The sequence below is a fragment of the Streptomyces sp. NPDC002004 genome (genome assembly GCF_053593975.1).
The window spans coordinates 81,777-97,676 of record NZ_JBSFDP010000013.1; the positions used below are offsets into that span (position 1 = coordinate 81,777).

At 71.7% G+C, this 15,900-nt stretch carries 17 protein-coding genes; 3 read left to right on the top strand and 14 right to left on the bottom strand.

The genetic code is table 11. From position 1 onward, the window contains the following. Positions 1–16: 16 nt before the first annotated feature. Positions 17–223, bottom strand: coding sequence for a DUF5133 domain-containing protein (locus tag ACWCP6_RS20925; RefSeq protein WP_450933966.1), 207 nt, complete (start codon positions 221–223; stop codon positions 17–19). 269 nt (positions 224–492) lie between these two features. Here ACWCP6_RS20925 and ACWCP6_RS20930 point away from each other — a divergent pair, with 269 nt between their 5' ends. After that, a complete protein-coding gene (locus ACWCP6_RS20930; RefSeq protein ID WP_450933967.1) occupies positions 493–1,110 on the top strand; it encodes an ATP-binding protein in 618 nt (205 codons plus the stop codon). 39 nt (positions 1,111–1,149) lie between these two features. On the opposite strand, the gene ACWCP6_RS20935 is transcribed toward ACWCP6_RS20930, so the two are convergent. The 5 genes from ACWCP6_RS20935 to ACWCP6_RS20955 form a co-directional block, all read right to left on the bottom strand. After that, on the bottom strand, positions 1,150–1,308 hold the full coding sequence (locus ACWCP6_RS20935) for a hypothetical protein (protein ID WP_450933968.1): 159 nt from the start codon (positions 1,306–1,308) through the stop codon (positions 1,150–1,152). Between the two features lie 139 nt (positions 1,309–1,447). Beyond that, on the bottom strand, positions 1,448–2,398 hold the full coding sequence (locus tag ACWCP6_RS20940; protein ID WP_450933969.1) for a cytochrome c oxidase assembly protein: 951 nt from the start codon (positions 2,396–2,398) through the stop codon (positions 1,448–1,450). Positions 2,399–2,505: 107 nt separating this feature from the next. After that, positions 2,506–3,531: a 6-phosphofructokinase gene (locus ACWCP6_RS20945; RefSeq protein WP_450933970.1), complete on the bottom strand. Its 1,026-nt coding sequence runs from the start codon at positions 3,529–3,531 to the stop codon at positions 2,506–2,508. Between the two features lie 195 nt (positions 3,532–3,726). Then, a complete protein-coding gene (locus ACWCP6_RS20950; protein WP_450933971.1) occupies positions 3,727–4,455 on the bottom strand; it encodes a type 1 glutamine amidotransferase in 729 nt (242 codons plus the stop codon). Between the two features lie 31 nt (positions 4,456–4,486). After that, a complete protein-coding gene (locus ACWCP6_RS20955) occupies positions 4,487–5,725 on the bottom strand; it encodes a MurT ligase domain-containing protein (protein ID WP_450933972.1) in 1,239 nt (412 codons plus the stop codon). A gap of 139 nt (positions 5,726–5,864) precedes the next feature. On the opposite strand from ACWCP6_RS20955, the gene def reads away from it, so the two are divergent. Further along, on the top strand, positions 5,865–6,476 hold the full coding sequence (def, locus tag ACWCP6_RS20960) for a peptide deformylase (RefSeq protein WP_450933973.1): 612 nt from the start codon (positions 5,865–5,867) through the stop codon (positions 6,474–6,476). Here def and ACWCP6_RS20965 read toward each other — a convergent pair. Next, entirely contained in the window at positions 6,473–7,117 is a 645-nt protein-coding gene (locus ACWCP6_RS20965) for a TetR family transcriptional regulator (RefSeq protein WP_450933974.1), read from the bottom strand. The two genes, def and ACWCP6_RS20965, sit on opposite strands and share 4 nt — an antisense overlap. A 161-nt stretch (positions 7,118–7,278) precedes the next feature. On the opposite strand from ACWCP6_RS20965, the gene ACWCP6_RS20970 reads away from it, so the two are divergent. Continuing rightward, positions 7,279–8,532 carry an acyl-CoA dehydrogenase family protein gene (locus tag ACWCP6_RS20970; protein ID WP_450933975.1) on the top strand — a complete coding sequence of 418 codons (1,254 nt, stop codon included), beginning with the start codon at positions 7,279–7,281 and terminating at the stop codon, positions 8,530–8,532. Positions 8,533–8,594: 62 nt separating this feature from the next. On the opposite strand, the gene ACWCP6_RS20975 is transcribed toward ACWCP6_RS20970, so the two are convergent. The 7 genes from ACWCP6_RS20975 to ACWCP6_RS21005 form a co-directional block, all read right to left on the bottom strand. Next, entirely contained in the window at positions 8,595–9,152 is a 558-nt protein-coding gene (locus ACWCP6_RS20975; protein WP_450933976.1) for a cupin domain-containing protein, read from the bottom strand. 12 nt (positions 9,153–9,164) lie between these two features. Next, entirely contained in the window at positions 9,165–10,361 is a 1,197-nt protein-coding gene (locus ACWCP6_RS20980; protein WP_450934083.1) for a cytochrome P450, read from the bottom strand. Between the two features lie 98 nt (positions 10,362–10,459). Further along, entirely contained in the window at positions 10,460–11,533 is a 1,074-nt protein-coding gene (locus tag ACWCP6_RS20985; protein ID WP_450933977.1) for a type III polyketide synthase, read from the bottom strand. Between the two features lie 388 nt (positions 11,534–11,921). Next, entirely contained in the window at positions 11,922–12,167 is a 246-nt protein-coding gene (locus ACWCP6_RS20990) for a DUF6213 family protein (RefSeq protein ID WP_450933978.1), read from the bottom strand. 118 nt (positions 12,168–12,285) lie between these two features. After that, positions 12,286–13,680: an NADP-dependent succinic semialdehyde dehydrogenase gene (locus ACWCP6_RS20995; protein ID WP_450933979.1), complete on the bottom strand. Its 1,395-nt coding sequence runs from the start codon at positions 13,678–13,680 to the stop codon at positions 12,286–12,288. 95 nt (positions 13,681–13,775) lie between these two features. After that, a complete protein-coding gene (locus ACWCP6_RS21000) occupies positions 13,776–14,243 on the bottom strand; it encodes an NUDIX domain-containing protein (protein ID WP_450933980.1) in 468 nt (155 codons plus the stop codon). Positions 14,244–14,317: 74 nt separating this feature from the next. Beyond that, a complete protein-coding gene (locus ACWCP6_RS21005; RefSeq protein ID WP_450933981.1) occupies positions 14,318–15,889 on the bottom strand; it encodes an ATP-dependent DNA ligase in 1,572 nt (523 codons plus the stop codon). Positions 15,890–15,900: the final 11 nt, after the last annotated feature.

Below are 15,900 nucleotides of genomic sequence, written 5' to 3' on the forward strand. Positions count from 1 at the left end.
CTCGGTCCAGCCGGTGTCAGCTGGCATGCGCGAGCAGATAGCGCTCGGCGGCCCACACCGCCTCAAGGGCGTTCTGCCGACCCATGAGAATGCACAACGTGTACCCGGTGTCCTCGAATCGCCGGCGGACCGTCCGGTTGGACGGGTTCGCGCGCAGCAGCCGCTCCCACGTGCGATAGCGGCTGAGCAGTGCGGCGACCTGCGACTTGTCGGGGAGAAGCATCGCGACGCTCGCCTTCGGACGGCAGGGCCTGGCGGCTCTGGTTCACCGGACATCTTCTCGTCCGCCCGCAAAAGGCTCTTGTTGGCGCTTCAACCACCCGGCGCTTCCCCTTGGCGCTGCTGTTGCGCGCGGCGCGAGAAAAGTTCACTCTGGTGGCGACTCAGAAGAAGCAACTGCTCACGCTACGTGTTCGGGGCTCGGCTCCATGGACGGCGTCCGCCGCATGGGTGAGGCAAAAGAGTGGGCTTCATGGGTGAGGAGCGAAAACGATGAACGTTCCGACGGTTCCCGGCTACTACCTCGTGGAGGTCGAAGCCAGCCCCGAGCGGGTGCCGCAGATGCGCCGCATAGTGGCCGCGCACCTCAGGTACTGGGGCCTCGATCCCCAGGTGGAGCCGGTGTGCCGGGGCGTGGCCGAACTGCTCCGCAATGTCGTGGAGCACGCCGAGGACAAGACCTGCATGGTCGAGCTGTGGTGGAACGGCAAGCACCTGATAGCGGCCGTAGCCGACCACGAGCGCCGGATGCCGCGCCTGCTGGGCCCCGCCCGCGGCGGCCTGGCCCTGGTCGCGGCGCTCAGCGACGGCTGGGGCGTCCACGGCCGCCCGGACGGCAAGGTCGTGTGGTTCTCGCGCCGCGTCAAGTCCGCCGAGCGCCAGCCCCTGGTGGCCCGTCTGCCGCTGACCCGGCTGCGCGAGGCGAAGCGGGTGCCGAAGACCCTGTCCGGGGCGCCCGCAGGCGTACCGGAACCGCACGGGGACCCGGAGAGCGTCATCCCGGAGCCCGCGGTGGCGCGCGGGCCGGCCCTCGCACCGGAACCCGTCGCCCGGCGCGACCGCGCTCGCGTCCCGGCCTACCGTGCCGTGCGCGCGTCCGCCGCGCCGTAGGGGACCGCACCATGCGCGACGCCGCCCCGTGGCGGCGTCTCAGGTCGTGCGGGAGGCCACCATCCCCACCGTGATCAGTCCCAGGACGACCCAGCCGAACCACAGCCAGCCGTTGCTGCCGAGGGCCACCGTGTAGGCCGTCACCAGCACCAGACCGCTGATGGTGATGACCCCCATCGCCTTCGTGGAACCGGGCATCGCGACACCCTCCTCACGGCGGGCCGGGCGCCGGCCGTCCGGACCACAGCCTCGCCCCCATGGTCCGCCCTGGGGGCGGGGCGGCGCCAGAGCGGGGGAGCGGGGTCCATCGGCCGCGTGCGTTGCCGGAGGACGGGTCCTATCGGCCGCGCGCGTTGAGCGACGCGAGGTAGGCGTTGTACGCCTCCAGCTCCTTGTCGCCGTCCCGGTCCGCGGCGCGGTCCGTGCGCCGCGCCTGACGCTGCTCGGACCTGTACCACTGGAACAGCAGCGCCAGGAGCACCAGTACGGACGGGACCTCGCTGAACGCCCAGGCGATGCCGCCCGCCGACGTCTGGTCGGACAGTGCGTCGATGCCCAGCGAAGCGGGCGGGTGCGCGAACGACCCGACCATGGGTTCCGACGCCATCATCAGGGCGATGCCGAAGAAGGCGTGGAACGGCATGCCGGCGAACAGCTCCAGCATCCGCATCACGTACCCGGGCCGGTGCGGGCCCGGGTCCACGCCCATGATCGGCCAGAAGAAGACCAGGCCGACGGCGAGGAAGTGCACCATCATCGCGATGTGGCCGCCCATGGAGCCCATCAGCGTGTCGAACAACGGCGTGAAGTACAGCGCGTACAGGCTCGCGATGAACAGCGGGATGGTGAAAGCCGGGTGCGTGATCACCCGCATGTACCGGCTGTGCAGCAGCGCGAGCAGCAGCTCCCGCGGGCCCTTGCGGCCGCGGGCCGCGACCGGCAGGGCCCGCAGCGCCAGCGTGATCGGTGCTCCCAGCAGCAGCAGGATCGGCGACAGCATGCTGATCACCATGTGCTGCACCATGTGCACGCTGAACATGACCATGCCGTAGTCGTTCAGCCCGGTGCACATCACCAGCAGCACGCTGAGCACACCGGCGGCGAACGCCACGGTCCGGCCCACGGGCCAGCGGTCACCGCGCCGGACCAGCCGCGCCACGCCCCAGCCGTACAGGGCCAGGGCCAGCAGGCAGCCGACGAGGAAGAACGGGTCGGCGGACCACTCGAGCCCCCGTCCCAGCGTGAACGGCGGCAGATCCATCGTCATGCCGTGCCCGCTGTGGTCCATCCGGCGGCTCCTGTTTCGTGCTGATTGCGTGCCGTCTGTCCGCACCAGACTAGAACTGCCCCCGGCCGCGTCCGCGACCGGGGGCAGTGCTCAGCTGGGCGTACGGCTCACAGCACGCACTCGGCCTCGTCGTACCGCTCCGCCGGAACCGTCTTCAGGGTCTCCACGGCCTCCGCGAGCGACACCATCACGATGTCCGTGCCGCGCAGCGCCGTCATCATGCCGAACTCGCCGCGGTGCGCGGCCTCCACCGCATGCCAGCCGAAGCGGGTGGCGAGCACCCGGTCGTACGCGGTGGGGGTGCCGCCGCGCTGGACGTGGCCGAGGATCACCGGGCGGGCCTCCTTGCCGAGGCGCTCCTCCAGCTCCACGGACAGCTGTCGGGCGATGCCCGCGAACCGCTCGTGACCGTAGATGTCCTTGCCGCCCTCGTCGAACTCCATGGAGCCGGCACGCGGCTTGGCGCCCTCGGCGGCCACCACGATCGCGAAGCGCTTGCCCGCGGCGAACCGCTCGCCCACCCGGGCGGTCAACTCGTCGATGTCGAACGGCCGCTCCGGCACCACGATCGCGTGGGCGCCCGCGGCCATGCCCGAGTGCAGCGCGATCCAGCCGGTGTGCCGGCCCATGACCTCGACGATGAGCACCCGCTGGTGCGACTCGGCGGTGGTCTTGAGACGGTCCAGCGCCTCGGTCGCGACACCGACGGCGGTGTCGAAGCCGAAGGTGACGTCGGTGACCGCGATGTCGTTGTCGATGGTCTTCGGCACACCGACGATCGGCAGCCCGTTGTCGGACAGCAGCCGGGCCGCCTTCAGGGTGCCCTCGCCGCCGATCGGGATGATCGCGTCGAGGCCGAGCTCGGCGACATGCCCTTTGGCCCGCTCCACGCCGTCCCGCAGATGTGCGGGCTGCACACGGGAGGAGCCGAGGATGGTGCCGCCGCGGGCGAGGATGCCGCCCACCGCGTCCAGGTCCAGCTTGCGGTAGTCGCCCTCGAGCAGACCCTTCCATCCGTCGTGGAAGCCGATGACCTCGTCGCCGTGATCGGCGACGGCGCGGTGCACGACCGAACGGATGACGGCGTTCAGGCCGGGGCAGTCGCCGCCGGAGGTGAGGACACCAATGCGCATAGCCCGGAATACCTTTGCAACGTGGGCCGGTGACCGGACCACGTCGTCCGGCTGGAACCCCGCCACCCTACCGGCGGAAGGGGGCGGGGCAGAACCGGGTCCGCGTTCTGGACGTGCCCGCTCACCTGTGCGGATGCCCGATCATCCGGGCCGGGCCGGGCCCCGTTTCGTACGATCCGCCGAACGGCCCGGCGGTCAGGCGGGCTGTTGCGCGGCCGCGATGCGCTCGGCGCGCAGCGCCTCGTACCACCGGTCGTCGGTGGGCGGCAGCGCGTTCACGTCGAGGGCGAGCTTCAGCAGCAGGTCCGCGATCAGCGGGTTGCGGGCGAGCACCGGGCCGTGCATGTACGTGCCGAAGACGGTGTCGTTGTACGCACCCTCCGTGCCGTCCCCGGTGCCGTTGCCCCGGCCCAGCTTCACCTGCGCGAACGGGCGCGCCGTCGGGCCCAGGTGCGTGACGCCCTGGTGGTTCTCGAACCCGGTGAGCTGCGGGAGCCCCAGGCGCGGGTCGATGTCCGCGAGCACGTCGCCGACGCACCGCGCGCCCTCGCCGCGCGTCGACACCACGTCGAGCAGCCCGAGGCCGGGCTCCCGCTCGCCGAGGTCGTTGATGAACTCGTGGCCGAGGATCTGGTAGCCGGCGCAGACCGAGAAGATGATCGCGCCGTTGCCGGCCGCGCGGGCCAGGCCGCCGTCGCGGCGCAGCCGCTCGGCCGCCAGCCGCTGCGGACGGTCCTCGCCGCCGCCGATCAGGTAGATGTCGCCGGAGGTGGGCACCGGCTGGTCGCTGCGGACGTCGATGCGGCTGACGTCGAGGTGGCGCTGCCGGGCCCGGCGCTCCACCACCAGGGCGTTGCCCTGGTCGCCGTAGGTGCTGAGCAGGTCCGGGTAGACCCACACCAGACGCAGACTGCTGTCGCTCATGCTTGGGGAAGTCCTTACGGGAGGCCGGCGGTCAGTTGCCGACGATGCGGCGGAGGTCCTGGAACGCGGTGTAGTTCGCGATCGTCTCGATCCGTCCGGGCGGAGCCAGCCGGACAGCCTCCTCGAGGCTCTCGCACACCTGGAAGTTCTGGTTCGCGACCTCCAGACGCACCGCGAGGTCGAGCCGACGGTCGCCGATCACGAAGATCGGGTGACCGCTGAGCCGCGTGTAGTCGACGTCCCACAGCCAGGAGGTGTCGGTGCCGTCGGCGCCGCGCGCGTTGACCGAGAGGATCACCGGCGCCGGCGGCTGGTCGATCAGCGAGAACGTCTCCAGCCAGCCCGCCGGGTTCTTCGCGAGCAGCAGACGCAGGTCCCGGCCCATGAACTGGACCACGTCGTAGCGCCCCGCGACCGCCTGCACCTGATACATGCGCTCCAGCGCGACCTGCGGCGGCACCCCGAACACGGCGGCGACCGCGGCCGAGCTCGCGGCGTTCGCCTTGTTGGCGCGGCCGGGCAGCTGGAGGTGGATCGGCCAGGCGGAGCCGTGCGGGTCGAGGACGTAGTCGCCCTGGAGCGCCCAGCTCGGCGTCGGGCGGCGGAAGCCGCACTCGCCGCAGAACCAGTCGTCGCCCGGGCGCTGCATGACACCGCCGCAGGACGGGCACGACCAGGCGTCGTCCTTCCACATCTGGCCGGCCGCCACCCACACCACGTTCGGCGAGGACGACGCGGCCCACACCACGAGCGGGTCGTCGGCGTTGGCGACGACCACGGCCTTGGTGCCGGACAGGCCCTCGCGCCAGTGCTCCGCGAGCATGCGGGTCTCGGCGGCGCGGTCGAGCTGGTCGCGCGACAGGTTCAGCAGCGCGATCGCCTTCGGCTCGACGTCGCGGGCGACGCCCGCGAGGTACTTCTCGTCGACCTCGATGACGCCGTACCTGGACTCCGAGCCGCCTGCCAGCGCCGAGGTGATGCCGGCGGGCATGTTCGCGCCGAGCGCGTTCGACACGACCGGGCCCGCGGCGCGCAGCGCCTCCGCGATCAGCCGCGTCGTGGTCGTCTTGCCGTTGGTCGCCGAGACCAACACCACATCCAGATGCTGTGCGAGGCGGCCGAGCAGGTCGGGGTCGAGCTTGAGTGCCACCCGGCCACCGATCACCGATCCGCTGCCGCGGCCCGCAGCACGCGACGCGGCAGCGACCGCCTTGCCCGCCGTCACGGCCAGCTTGGCCCGCGGCGAGAGCGGGTCAGAGTTGCCTGCCATCCTTCTCGATCCTCCTTGCGTACGGCGCCGCGCCTGCCACCCGGCATCGTTGGCCCTCAGCCTATCGAGATCCTGATCGGGCCCCGAACTGCGGCACCGCAGAGGGTGCCCGCAGAACACCGAACGTACCCTTGCGGTCATGCGACACGCCTCTATCCCCGGCGCCACAGGGCGCGTAAGGCCCATGACGCTGCTGGGCGACCCCGTCCTGCGCACCCCCTGCGCCGAGGTCACCGCATTCGGCCCGGAGCTGGAGCGTCTTGTCGAGGACATGTTCGCGACGATGTACGCGGCCCACGGCGTCGGTCTCGCCGCGAACCAGATCGGCGAGGCGTTGCGCGTGTTCGTGTACGACTGCCCGGACGACGAGGACAGGCGCCATCTCGGGCATGTGGTCAACCCCCGGCTCGTGGAGGCGGACGGTGTGGTGGTGCGCGGCCCCGAGGGCTGTCTGTCGCTGCCCGGTCTGGAAGCGGGCACGCCCCGCTTCGACCACACCGTGGTGGAGGGCGTGACGATGCGGGGGGAGCCGGTACGCGTGCACGGATCCGGGTTCTTCGCCCGCTGTCTCCAGCACGAGTGCGACCATCTCGACGGCGGCGTGTACACGGACCACATCACGGGGTGGCGCAGATGGAAGGTGCTGAGGCAGGCGGCGCGGGCCCCGTGGGCCCGCCCGGACCGGCCGGCCGGTACGGACGCGGCGGCCCGTGCGGACCGGGGGACGGTGCCGCAGGGCGGGCCGGTCTAGAAGCCGGGTGCGCCGGCGCGGTCGGCGGCCGCGGCCAGCCGGCCCCACAGCAGATCGGCGAGGCTGCGTACCAACTCGGCGCGGGAGCACGGCCGTTCACCGAGCCACCAGTCGCCCGCCGCATGCATCATGCCGACGATGCCGTGGCCCCAGACGCGTGCCAGCTGGTGGGTCTCCGGACCGAGGTCGATGCGTTCCTCGATGACCTTCGCCAGCTCCTCGCCGAGTCGGCGGAGCAGGGGTGCGGAGTGCCGGCCGACGTCGAAGCCCTGGTCGCCAGGCCCGGTGCCCTCGGCCGGGTGCATCAGGAACCGGTAGACCTGCGGCGCGGCCTCGATCGTCGCGAGGTACGTGTCGAGCGTCGCCTCGACGCGCTCGCGGCGCTCGGCCGGGGCGTCCAGCGCGGTGCGCAGCGCGTCGAGCAGGGCGTCGGTGTGCCGCTTGGCGAGCGCGGCGTACAGGCCGGCCTTGTCGCCGAAGTGCCGGTAGAGGATCGGTTTGGTGATCCCCGCCTCGGCGGCGATCGCGTTCATGGAGGCTCCGGGGCCGTCCCGCAGCACCACCCGGTCGGCGGCCTGGAGCAGCTCACGCCGTCGCTGGTCGGTCGTCCGCTGCTGATCGGTCCGCTGTGTGGTGTCCATGTGCTCTCCCCACCCGTGCTCTATCGGTGACGCCTGCGCAAAGTAACACCGGCAGGCAGGGGGCCTCGAACGGGCTGCCGGAGGTTGACATTGGCTACCCGTCGGTAACAGACTTCGGTTACCGCAAGTAACACTGCTTTGAGCGTAGCGCTGGAGGGGTCATGGCCGAGTTCACCATGGAGCTCAACGACGAGCAGAGGGAGGTCAGGGACTGGCTCCACGGGTTTGCGGCCGATGTGATCCGGCCGGCGGCCTCCGAGTGGGACGAGCGCGAGGAGACGCCGTGGCCGGTGATCCAGGAGGCCGCGAAGGTGGGTATCTACTCGCTCGACTTCTACGCCCAGCAGTACTTCGACCCCACCGGTCTCGGCATTCCGATGGCGATGGAGGAACTGTTCTGGGGTGATGCGGGCATCGCCCTGTCGATCGTCGGCACCGGCCTCGCCGCCGTAGGCGTCCTCGCCAACGGGACCGAGGAGCAGATCGGCACCTGGATCCCCCAGATGTACGGCGACACCAACGACGTCAAGGTCGCCGCCTTCTGCTCCTCCGAGCCGGACGCGGGCTCCGACGTGGCCTCGATGCGCACGCGCGCCGTCTACGACGAGGCCAAGGACGAGTGGGTGATCAACGGCACCAAGACGTGGGCCACCAACGGCGGCATCGCCAATGTGCACGTCGTCGTCGCGGTGGTCGACCCCGACCTCGGTTCCAAGGGCCACGCGTCCTTCATCGTTCCGCCGAACACGCCCGGTCTGTCGCAGGGCCAGAAGTTCAAGAAGCACGGCATCCGCGCCTCGCACACCGCCGAGGTCGTCCTCGAGAACGTCCGGGTGCCCGGCTCCTGCCTGCTCGGCGGCAAGGACAAGCTCGACGAGCGGCTCGCCCGCGCCCGTGAGCGGGCCAGGTCCGGCGGCGAGCGAAGCGGGACGGGCGGAGGCTCGGCGAGGGTGAAGAACGCCGCCATGGCCACCTTCGAGGCGTCCCGCCCCGCCGTCGGAGCCATGGCGGTCGGCACCGCCCGTGCCGCGTACGAGGTGGCGCTCGACTACGCGATGACCCGGGAGCAGTTCGGGCGCCCGATCATCGACAACCAGGGCGTCGCCTTCCAGCTCGCCGACATGCGGACGTCGATCGACGCGGCACGGCTGATGGTGTGGCGGGCCTCCTGGATGGCGGTCAACGGCAAGCCGTTCACCGCGGCCGAGGGCTCCATGTCGAAGCTCTTCGCCAGCGAGACCGCGAAGAAGGTCACGGCACAGGCCGTGCAGATCCTCGGTGGCAACGGTTTCACTCGCGAATATCCCGTCGAGCGGATGCACCGGGACGCGGCCATCTACACGATCTTCGAAGGCACCAGCGAGATCCAGCGCCTGGTCATCGCCCGCACCCTGTCGGGCATGCCGATCCGGTAGCTCTCCGCTCCCCGTCCCCCGCCCCCGAGTAGGGAAAGGGCGGGGGAGGGGGCGCCCCGCGGCTAGCGGTGGCGCATGGGGGTGAGTTGTTCGATGTCGTAGCGGGCCCGCAGCGACTCGATCGCCTCGTGGTCGGGCGGCCCGCCCGCCGCGAGGATCTCCAGCAACTCGTCGAAGTACCGCTCGTGGTCGGGCGGCGGCGAGGCCTGGAAGAACATCTTCGCGGGCGTGTCGGTCGGATTGGCGAAGGCGTGCGGGCACCCCGGCGGCACGGCGATGACCGTGCCGGGAGTGGCCCGGACGACGCCCTTGCCGGACAGGGACTCCCACTTCTGCCAGCGGTCGGGTGTCCGTACCCGCGGCTCGAAGGCGAGCACGTCGACCTCGCCCTCGAGAACGTAGAAGAGCTCCTCGCTGCGGGTGTGGACATGGGCGCCGACGTCGAACCCCGGCGGCACCACCACTTCAAAGCTCGACGTGATTCGCGAGTGCGAACCGGTGACCTTGAAGGTGACGTGCTGCGCGGGTGTCCGCACCGTCCGGCCCTCGCCGGGCGGCACGAGCAGCCCTTCCGGCACTTCTTCCGGCAGTTCCTCGTCGGTCGCGATGAGGGTCGTCATGGCTCTCCCGGCTCACCAGGTGACGGGCAGGGCTTCGGGGCCGCGGATCAGGGCTCCCCTGCGCCACGGCACCCGGTCGGGCGCGACGGCGAGCCGCAGGCCCGGAAGCCGGTCCACGACCGCGTCGACCAGGAGCTCCAGCTCCATCTTCGCGAGGATGCCGCCGACGCAGTAGTGCGGTCCGTGCCCGAAGGCCACGTGCGGGTTGGGAGTCCGGTCGAAGTCGATCCGGTCCGGTTCGGGGAACACGTCCGGGTCACGGTTGGCGGCGAGGTACGACACATAGACCGCATCGCCCGCCCGGATGCGTACGCCCTTGATGTCCACGTCCTCCAGAGCGATGCGGGACAACCCGACGGCGCTGCGGTGCGGGATGTACCGCAGCAGCTCGTCGATGGCCTGCGGGCGCACGCCGGGCTCGGCGCGCAGGCGCTCCAGCAGTTCGGGACGGGTGAGCAGCAGATAGAACATCTGGCCGCTGTTGTTGGTGACGGCCTCCCCGCCGATCTGGACAAGCAGGGAGAGTCCCACCGCCTCCTCGTGCGTCAGCTCGCCCCGGGCGACGGCGGAGCCCAGCAGTGAGGCGACGTCCTCGCCGGTGCTGTCGCGGCGCTCGGGGATGAGCCTGCCGAAGTAGCGGAGCATGTCGTTCTTGGCCTGCTCGCTCGCCTCGGCGCCCGCCGACGACGACAGGATCAGCTGCGTCCAGGTGTGCATCCGCCCGTGGTCGGCGGGCGGCACGCCCATCAGCTCGCAGATCACCGCGATCGGGAACGGGCCGAGTATCCGCTCGGTGAGGTCGGCCGGCCGGCCGTCGCGCAGCAGGGCGTCGATCAGCCCGTCCAGCGCCTCCTGCGCGTGCTCCCGCAGCCGTGCCACGCCACGTGCCGTGAACGCGGGGGCCACCGAACGGCGCAGCCGGGTGTGGTCGGGCGGGTCGGCGAAGCCGACGGCGCCCGCCACGGGGATGAAGTGCGGTGCCAGCCGGGTGATCTGCCGGCTCATGACCCGCTCCCGGCTGAACCGTGCGTCGTTGGTGACGAACCGCACGTCGTCCATGCGGGTCACCAGCCACGCCCAGCCCTCGCCGTTGGGCAGTTGGATCCGGGTCACCGGACCCTCCTGCATGAGCTCCTCCAGCACCGGGTCGAAGTCGACGGCGGTCAGGTCGGCCACGGGCCAGAACCGCACCGGGGGAAGCGCGCTCATGACGCCGGATTCCGTGACGCCGCTGTACTCCACCTCGGGCGCGGTCACATGGGGCGTGACCTCGTCGGGCGAGGGCCCTTCGGTCGTCAGGTCGTCGGTCATACCGTCGCCTTCGCCTTCGCCTTCTCGGTCACCCAGCTGCCCACCGCCATCTCGGCCGTGATGCCGGGGCCGAAGCCGGCCAGCATGCCGCGTGCCTGCTCGGGGGCGCCGCCCTCGTCGAACAGCCGGCGCAGGGCGTCGAGGACGACGGCGCTGGCGATGTTCCCGTACTCCGTGAGCGTCGCCCGGCTGAACCGGAAGGCCTCCGGCGGGACGTCGAGGAACTTGGTGAGGTCGTCCAGGATGCGCGGCCCACCGGCGTGGATGATGTAGAAGTCCAGGTCGGAGGCGTCCCAGCCGTGGGCGTCCGCCAGCTCCTTGAGCGCCGGGGCCAGCGGCTCCATCGTCTTCGGCACGCGCTTGTCCAGCAGGAAGTGGAAGCCGGTCGCGCGGACGTCGTACGAGATCCAGTCCTCGGTCCGCGGGATCAGGTACGAGCTGTTGCGCTCGAGCTGGACGCCGGTGCCGCCGCGGCCGCGGACCACGGCGGCGGCTATCCCGTCGCCGAACAGGCCGTTGGAGAGCAGCGAGCCGACCGCGAGGTCCGTCGGCTGGTAGCACAGCGAGCAGAACTCACAGGCCACGATGAGCGCGTTGGCGTCGGGGTACGCCGTGCAGAAGTCGTGCGCCCGGTTGACGGCCGCGCCGCCCGCGGCGCAGCCGAGCTGCGCTATGGGGAGCTGCCGCGTGCAGTTCTCGAACCCCATCTCGTTGATCAGCCACGCGGTCAGGGACGGCATCATGAAGCCCGTGCACGACACGTAGATGATGACGTCGATGTCGGCGGGGCGGACCTCCGCGTCCTCCAGCGCGCGCCGCACGACCGCGGGCACACGTGCCTTGGCCTCGGCCTCGTAGAGCTTGTTGCGCTCGTTGAACCCCGGGTGTTTGAGGGTCTCCTCGATCGGCTGGACGATGTGCCGCGTCTCGACCCCGGTGTTCTCGATCAACCGGAGCGCCAGCGGGAGTTGGGGATGTCCCGCATGCCGCGAGCGAGCCAGCTCGAGGGTCTCCTCCATGGTGATGACATGTTCCGGGACGGAGACAGCGGGCTTGCACAACACTGCCATGAGTCTGCCTTCCTTCGCCCCCCGCGTGAGGAGTGGTTCACCCCTGGGGGGAGGGATGAGCCCCCGAGGAGTGGTCCCCTCACGATCCCCCGACCGGGGGACGGGGGCGCGCCGGGCTACTCCACTCCAGTGAACGCACCATCCGTGACGGGGGCGTTCAGGCCCTGCTCCGCCGCAGGTGGGAGCGGGTGTGCAGGTCGCTGCGCGGCGGGGCGGACGTCCCGTCGGACGTCGGGGCGCCGGTGCGGCGCAGCGATCGGCCATCCGGCCCACCGGCAGGGGCCCTTCCGGGCGGGCGAACAGGTGTTTGGGAAGGTGTTCGGGGAGGCACAGGTGCGTTCCGCCGCAGCGGAACGCGGCCCGGGGACGGTGCGACCGGCAGGGGACCCTACTGCCCCTGCATGCCCGGACCGCTGCTGTGCGCGATGCACGCCACGTCGATGCGGTCCGCCAGCTTGGCGAGCTCGATCGTGAGCGTGGCCACCGTGTCCTCGTCGAGGTCCTCGTCGCCCGTGTGGACCATGCGCAGCCACTGTGCCCCGATGGCTCGCAGCAGCTTGCTCACATCGGCGGCCGCCACGCTCAAGTGACCGTTGCTGTCGATGATCAGAGGCGGTGTCACTGCCCGACCCACTGGACCTCCCGGGGACGACGACGCTGAGGATCGTAGCCCCCCGGAAGGGGCGGAGCGGGCAGGCCGCACGAAGCGGGCGACACGAACCCGGCAGGACCACTCCGCCCGGCGGTGCGGGTCAGGCGCCGATCCACACGGTCGTCGTGTTGCAGAACTCCCGGATCCCGTGCCCGGAGAGCTCCCGCCCGTACCCGGAGCGCTTCACCCCGCCGAACGGGAAGGCCGGGTGAGAGGCCGTCATCCCGTTGACGTACACGCCGCCTGCCTCCAGATCGCGCGCGAACCGCGAGACCTCCGTGTCGTCCCGCGTCCAGACGTTGGAACTCAGTCCGAAGGGTGTGTCGTTCGCCAGGGCCACGGCCTCGTCGAGCCCCGCCGCCCGGTACAGGGTGGCGACCGGACCGAACGCCTCCTCCTGGTGGATGCGCATTCCGGGGGTGATGCCGGCCAGGACGGTGGGCGCGTAGTAGTAACCCCGCTCGGTGAAGCCCTCGGGCCGCTGTCCGCCGCACAGCGCCGTCGCGCCGTGCTCCAGGGCGTCGTCCACGAGCTCCTCCAGATCGGCACGGCCCTGTTCGCTGGAGAGCGGGCCGATGTCGGTGTCCTCGTCGAGCGGGTCGCCCACCGTCAGGCCGCGCATTCCCGCGGTGAACCGGTCCGCGAACGCCTCGTACACGTCCTCGTGGACGATGAACCGTTTGGCCGCGATGCAGGACTGGCCGTTGTTCTGCACCCGTGCCGTCACAGCGGTCTTCGCGGCGCGGTCGAGGTCCGCCGACGGCATGACCACGAACGGGTCGCTGCCGCCGAGCTCCAGGACCGTCTTCTTGACCTCGTCCCCGGCGATCGAGGCCACCGAGCGGCCCGCCGGCTCGCTGCCGGTGAGGGTCGCCGCGGCCACCCGGGGATCGCGCAGGACGCCCTCGACCGCTCCGGACCCAACGAGCAGCGTCCCGAAGCAGCCCTCGGGGTAGCCCGCTCTGCGGAACAGGTCCTCCAGGTACAGGGCGGTCTGCGGCACGTTCGACGCGTGCTTCAGCAGCCCCACGTTGCCCGCCATCAGGGCGGGCGCGGCGAAGCGGATCACCTGCCAGAGGGGGAAGTTCCACGGCATGACCGCGAGCACCACGCCGAGCGGGCGGTACACGACGCGTACCCGTGACGCGCCGGAGTCCTTCACGTCCGCGTCCGCCGGGTGCTCGTCGGTGAGCAGTTCCTCCGCGTGGTCGGCGTACCAGCGCATCGCCTTGGCGCACTTCGCGGCCTCCGCGCGGGCCTGCTTGACCGGCTTGCCCATCTCGGTGGTCATGGTCCGCGCGATGTCCTCCTGGTCCTCGTCCAGCAGGCCGGCGGCACGGTGCAGCAGCCGGGCGCGTTCGTCGAAGCCGGTGGCGCGGTGCGTCCTGAAGGCCTCGGCGGCGGTGGCGAGCTTCCGCTCGACCTCGTCGGCGGCCATGGCGTCGTACGTCCTGAGGGTTTCGCCGCTGGCCGGATTGACCGTTGCGATGGGCATGGCAGAGACCTCCTGGGGGCCGGTGCTTCGACCTTCACCCCGGCGGTGCCGGGCCGCAAGACGGGCCCTGCGCCGTACGGGCGGCCCAGGACCGCTCAGCCGGCCAGGTGCGCCACGAGACGGTCCAGGAAGACCGTCTGTGCCTTCACGATGGCCTCACGCGCCGCGTCGACGCCGAACCACGCGACCCGGTCGATCTCCGGGAACGTCCCGATGCGGCCGGACCGCGGCGGCCACTCCATCGTGAACGTGCCCGGGACGACCGCCTCCGGGTCGAGATCCGCCTCGATCGCCCACACCGTGACGGTCTTCCCGCCGGACTGCCGGGTGTCGCCGAGGGGCACGGCCTCACCCTCCGGCGGCGGCAGCCCCAGTTCCTCCGCGAACTCCCTGCGGGCGGCCTCCCACGCCTCCTCCGGCGGCACGTACTCGCCCTTCGGCACGCTCCAGGCCCCCACGTCCCGCCGCGCCCAGAGCGGCCCGCCCATGTGGCCGAGCAGCACCTCCACGCCGTCGTCGGCGCGGCGGTGGAGGAGCAGCCCGGCACTGCGCTTGCCCGTCATCGCTCTCCCGGTGTGTCGCGAACCGTCGTCCTGCCGGCCGTCCCGTCGTCACCGTCACCGGCGCGCGGGAGCCGTCACTCCTGCGATGTACCCGGATCCGCGGCACCCGGCACGGGCGACGTCCGCAGGACCGTCGCGACCGTGTCGGCCTCGGCCGCCGTCTTGTCCTCGCGATAGCGCACCACGCGGGCGAAGCGGAGCGTGACACCCGCCGGGTAGCGCGTCGACCGCTGCAGACCGTCGTACGCGATCTCGACGACGAGTTCGGGGCGCACGGTCACCACCCGGCCGTCGTCGTCCACGGCGAGCTCCCGGAGGCGCTCCGTCTGCCAGGCCAGCATCCGGTCGGTGAGGCCCTTGAAGGTCTTGCCCAGCATCGCGAACGACCCGTCGGACCGTCGGGCACCCAGGTGCAGATTGGACAGTTTCCCGGTGCGCCGGCCGTGCCCCCACTCCGCGGCCAGCACCACCAGGTCCAGGGTGTGCACGGGCTTCACCTTGAGCCAGGACGCGCCACGCCGCCCGGCGCTGTAGGGCGCGTCGAGGCCCTTGACGACCACGCCCTCGTGGCCGCGCGCCAGCGTGTCCGCGAGGAACGCACCGGCGGCGTCCCGGGCCGCCGGGTCCGAGGGGTCGGCGACGACCGTACGGCGCACCCGCATCGGTTCCGGCACCAGTCGCGCCAGCTCGGCATGGCGATGCTCGAACGGCAGGTCGAGCAGATCCCGGTCGTCGACGGACAGGGCGTCGAAGAAGACGGGGGACAACGGCAGCGCCGCCGCGGCCGTTGCGACGTCGACCCGCGAGCCGACACGCCCCGCCGTCTCCTGGAACGGCCGGGGACGCCCGTCCGAGTCGAGCGCGATGACCTCGCCGTCCAGAATGAACTGCTCGCCCGGCAACCGCCGGGCCGCGGACGTCAGTTCGGGCAGGCGGTCGGTGATGTCGTCGAGGGTGCGGGTGTACACGCGCACCTCGGCGCCGCTGCGGTGCACCTGTACGCGGATGCCGTCCAGCTTCTCCTCGACCGCGCAGGCGCCCAGCCGGTCCACCGCGTCGGACACGGACGACGCGGTCTGCGCCAGCATCGGCTGGACGGGGCGGCCGACGGTGAGCCGGAACCCGGCCAGGGCGTCCGGCCCCCGGGCCAGCAGGGCCTGGGCCACCGTCCGGAGCGAACCGGCGAGCATCACCGCGCGGCGCACGTCCGCCGCCGGTGCGCCGGTCGCCACGGCCAGCCCCTCGACCGCGACCGCGTCCAGCGCACCCTGCCGCACCTCACCGGTCAGCAGCCCGAACAGCAGGCGCTGCTCGTCGGCCGTCGCCGCGCCCATCAGCCCGGCGACGAGACGGCGGCGTTCCGTCTGCGACCCCGGCCCCGAGACGCCCGCCAGTGCGGTCAGCGCGGCGTCCGCGGCGCGCACCGTCAGCGTCGGCTCCGCCGCCGGTGCGACCGGGTCGCGCAGGACGCTCCAGCCGACACCGATCCTGCCCTGCGGCAGGCGCCCCGACAGATACGGGATGACCACCGGCACGTCGTCCGGCCCCGCCTCGCGGAACAGCTCCGCCAGCAGGGCGACCTTCCGGGAGCGTGCCGACGTCGCGGCGACCTCCCGGGAGACCTGGGCCAGCCGGGCGAGCAGCATGGGCCCATCCT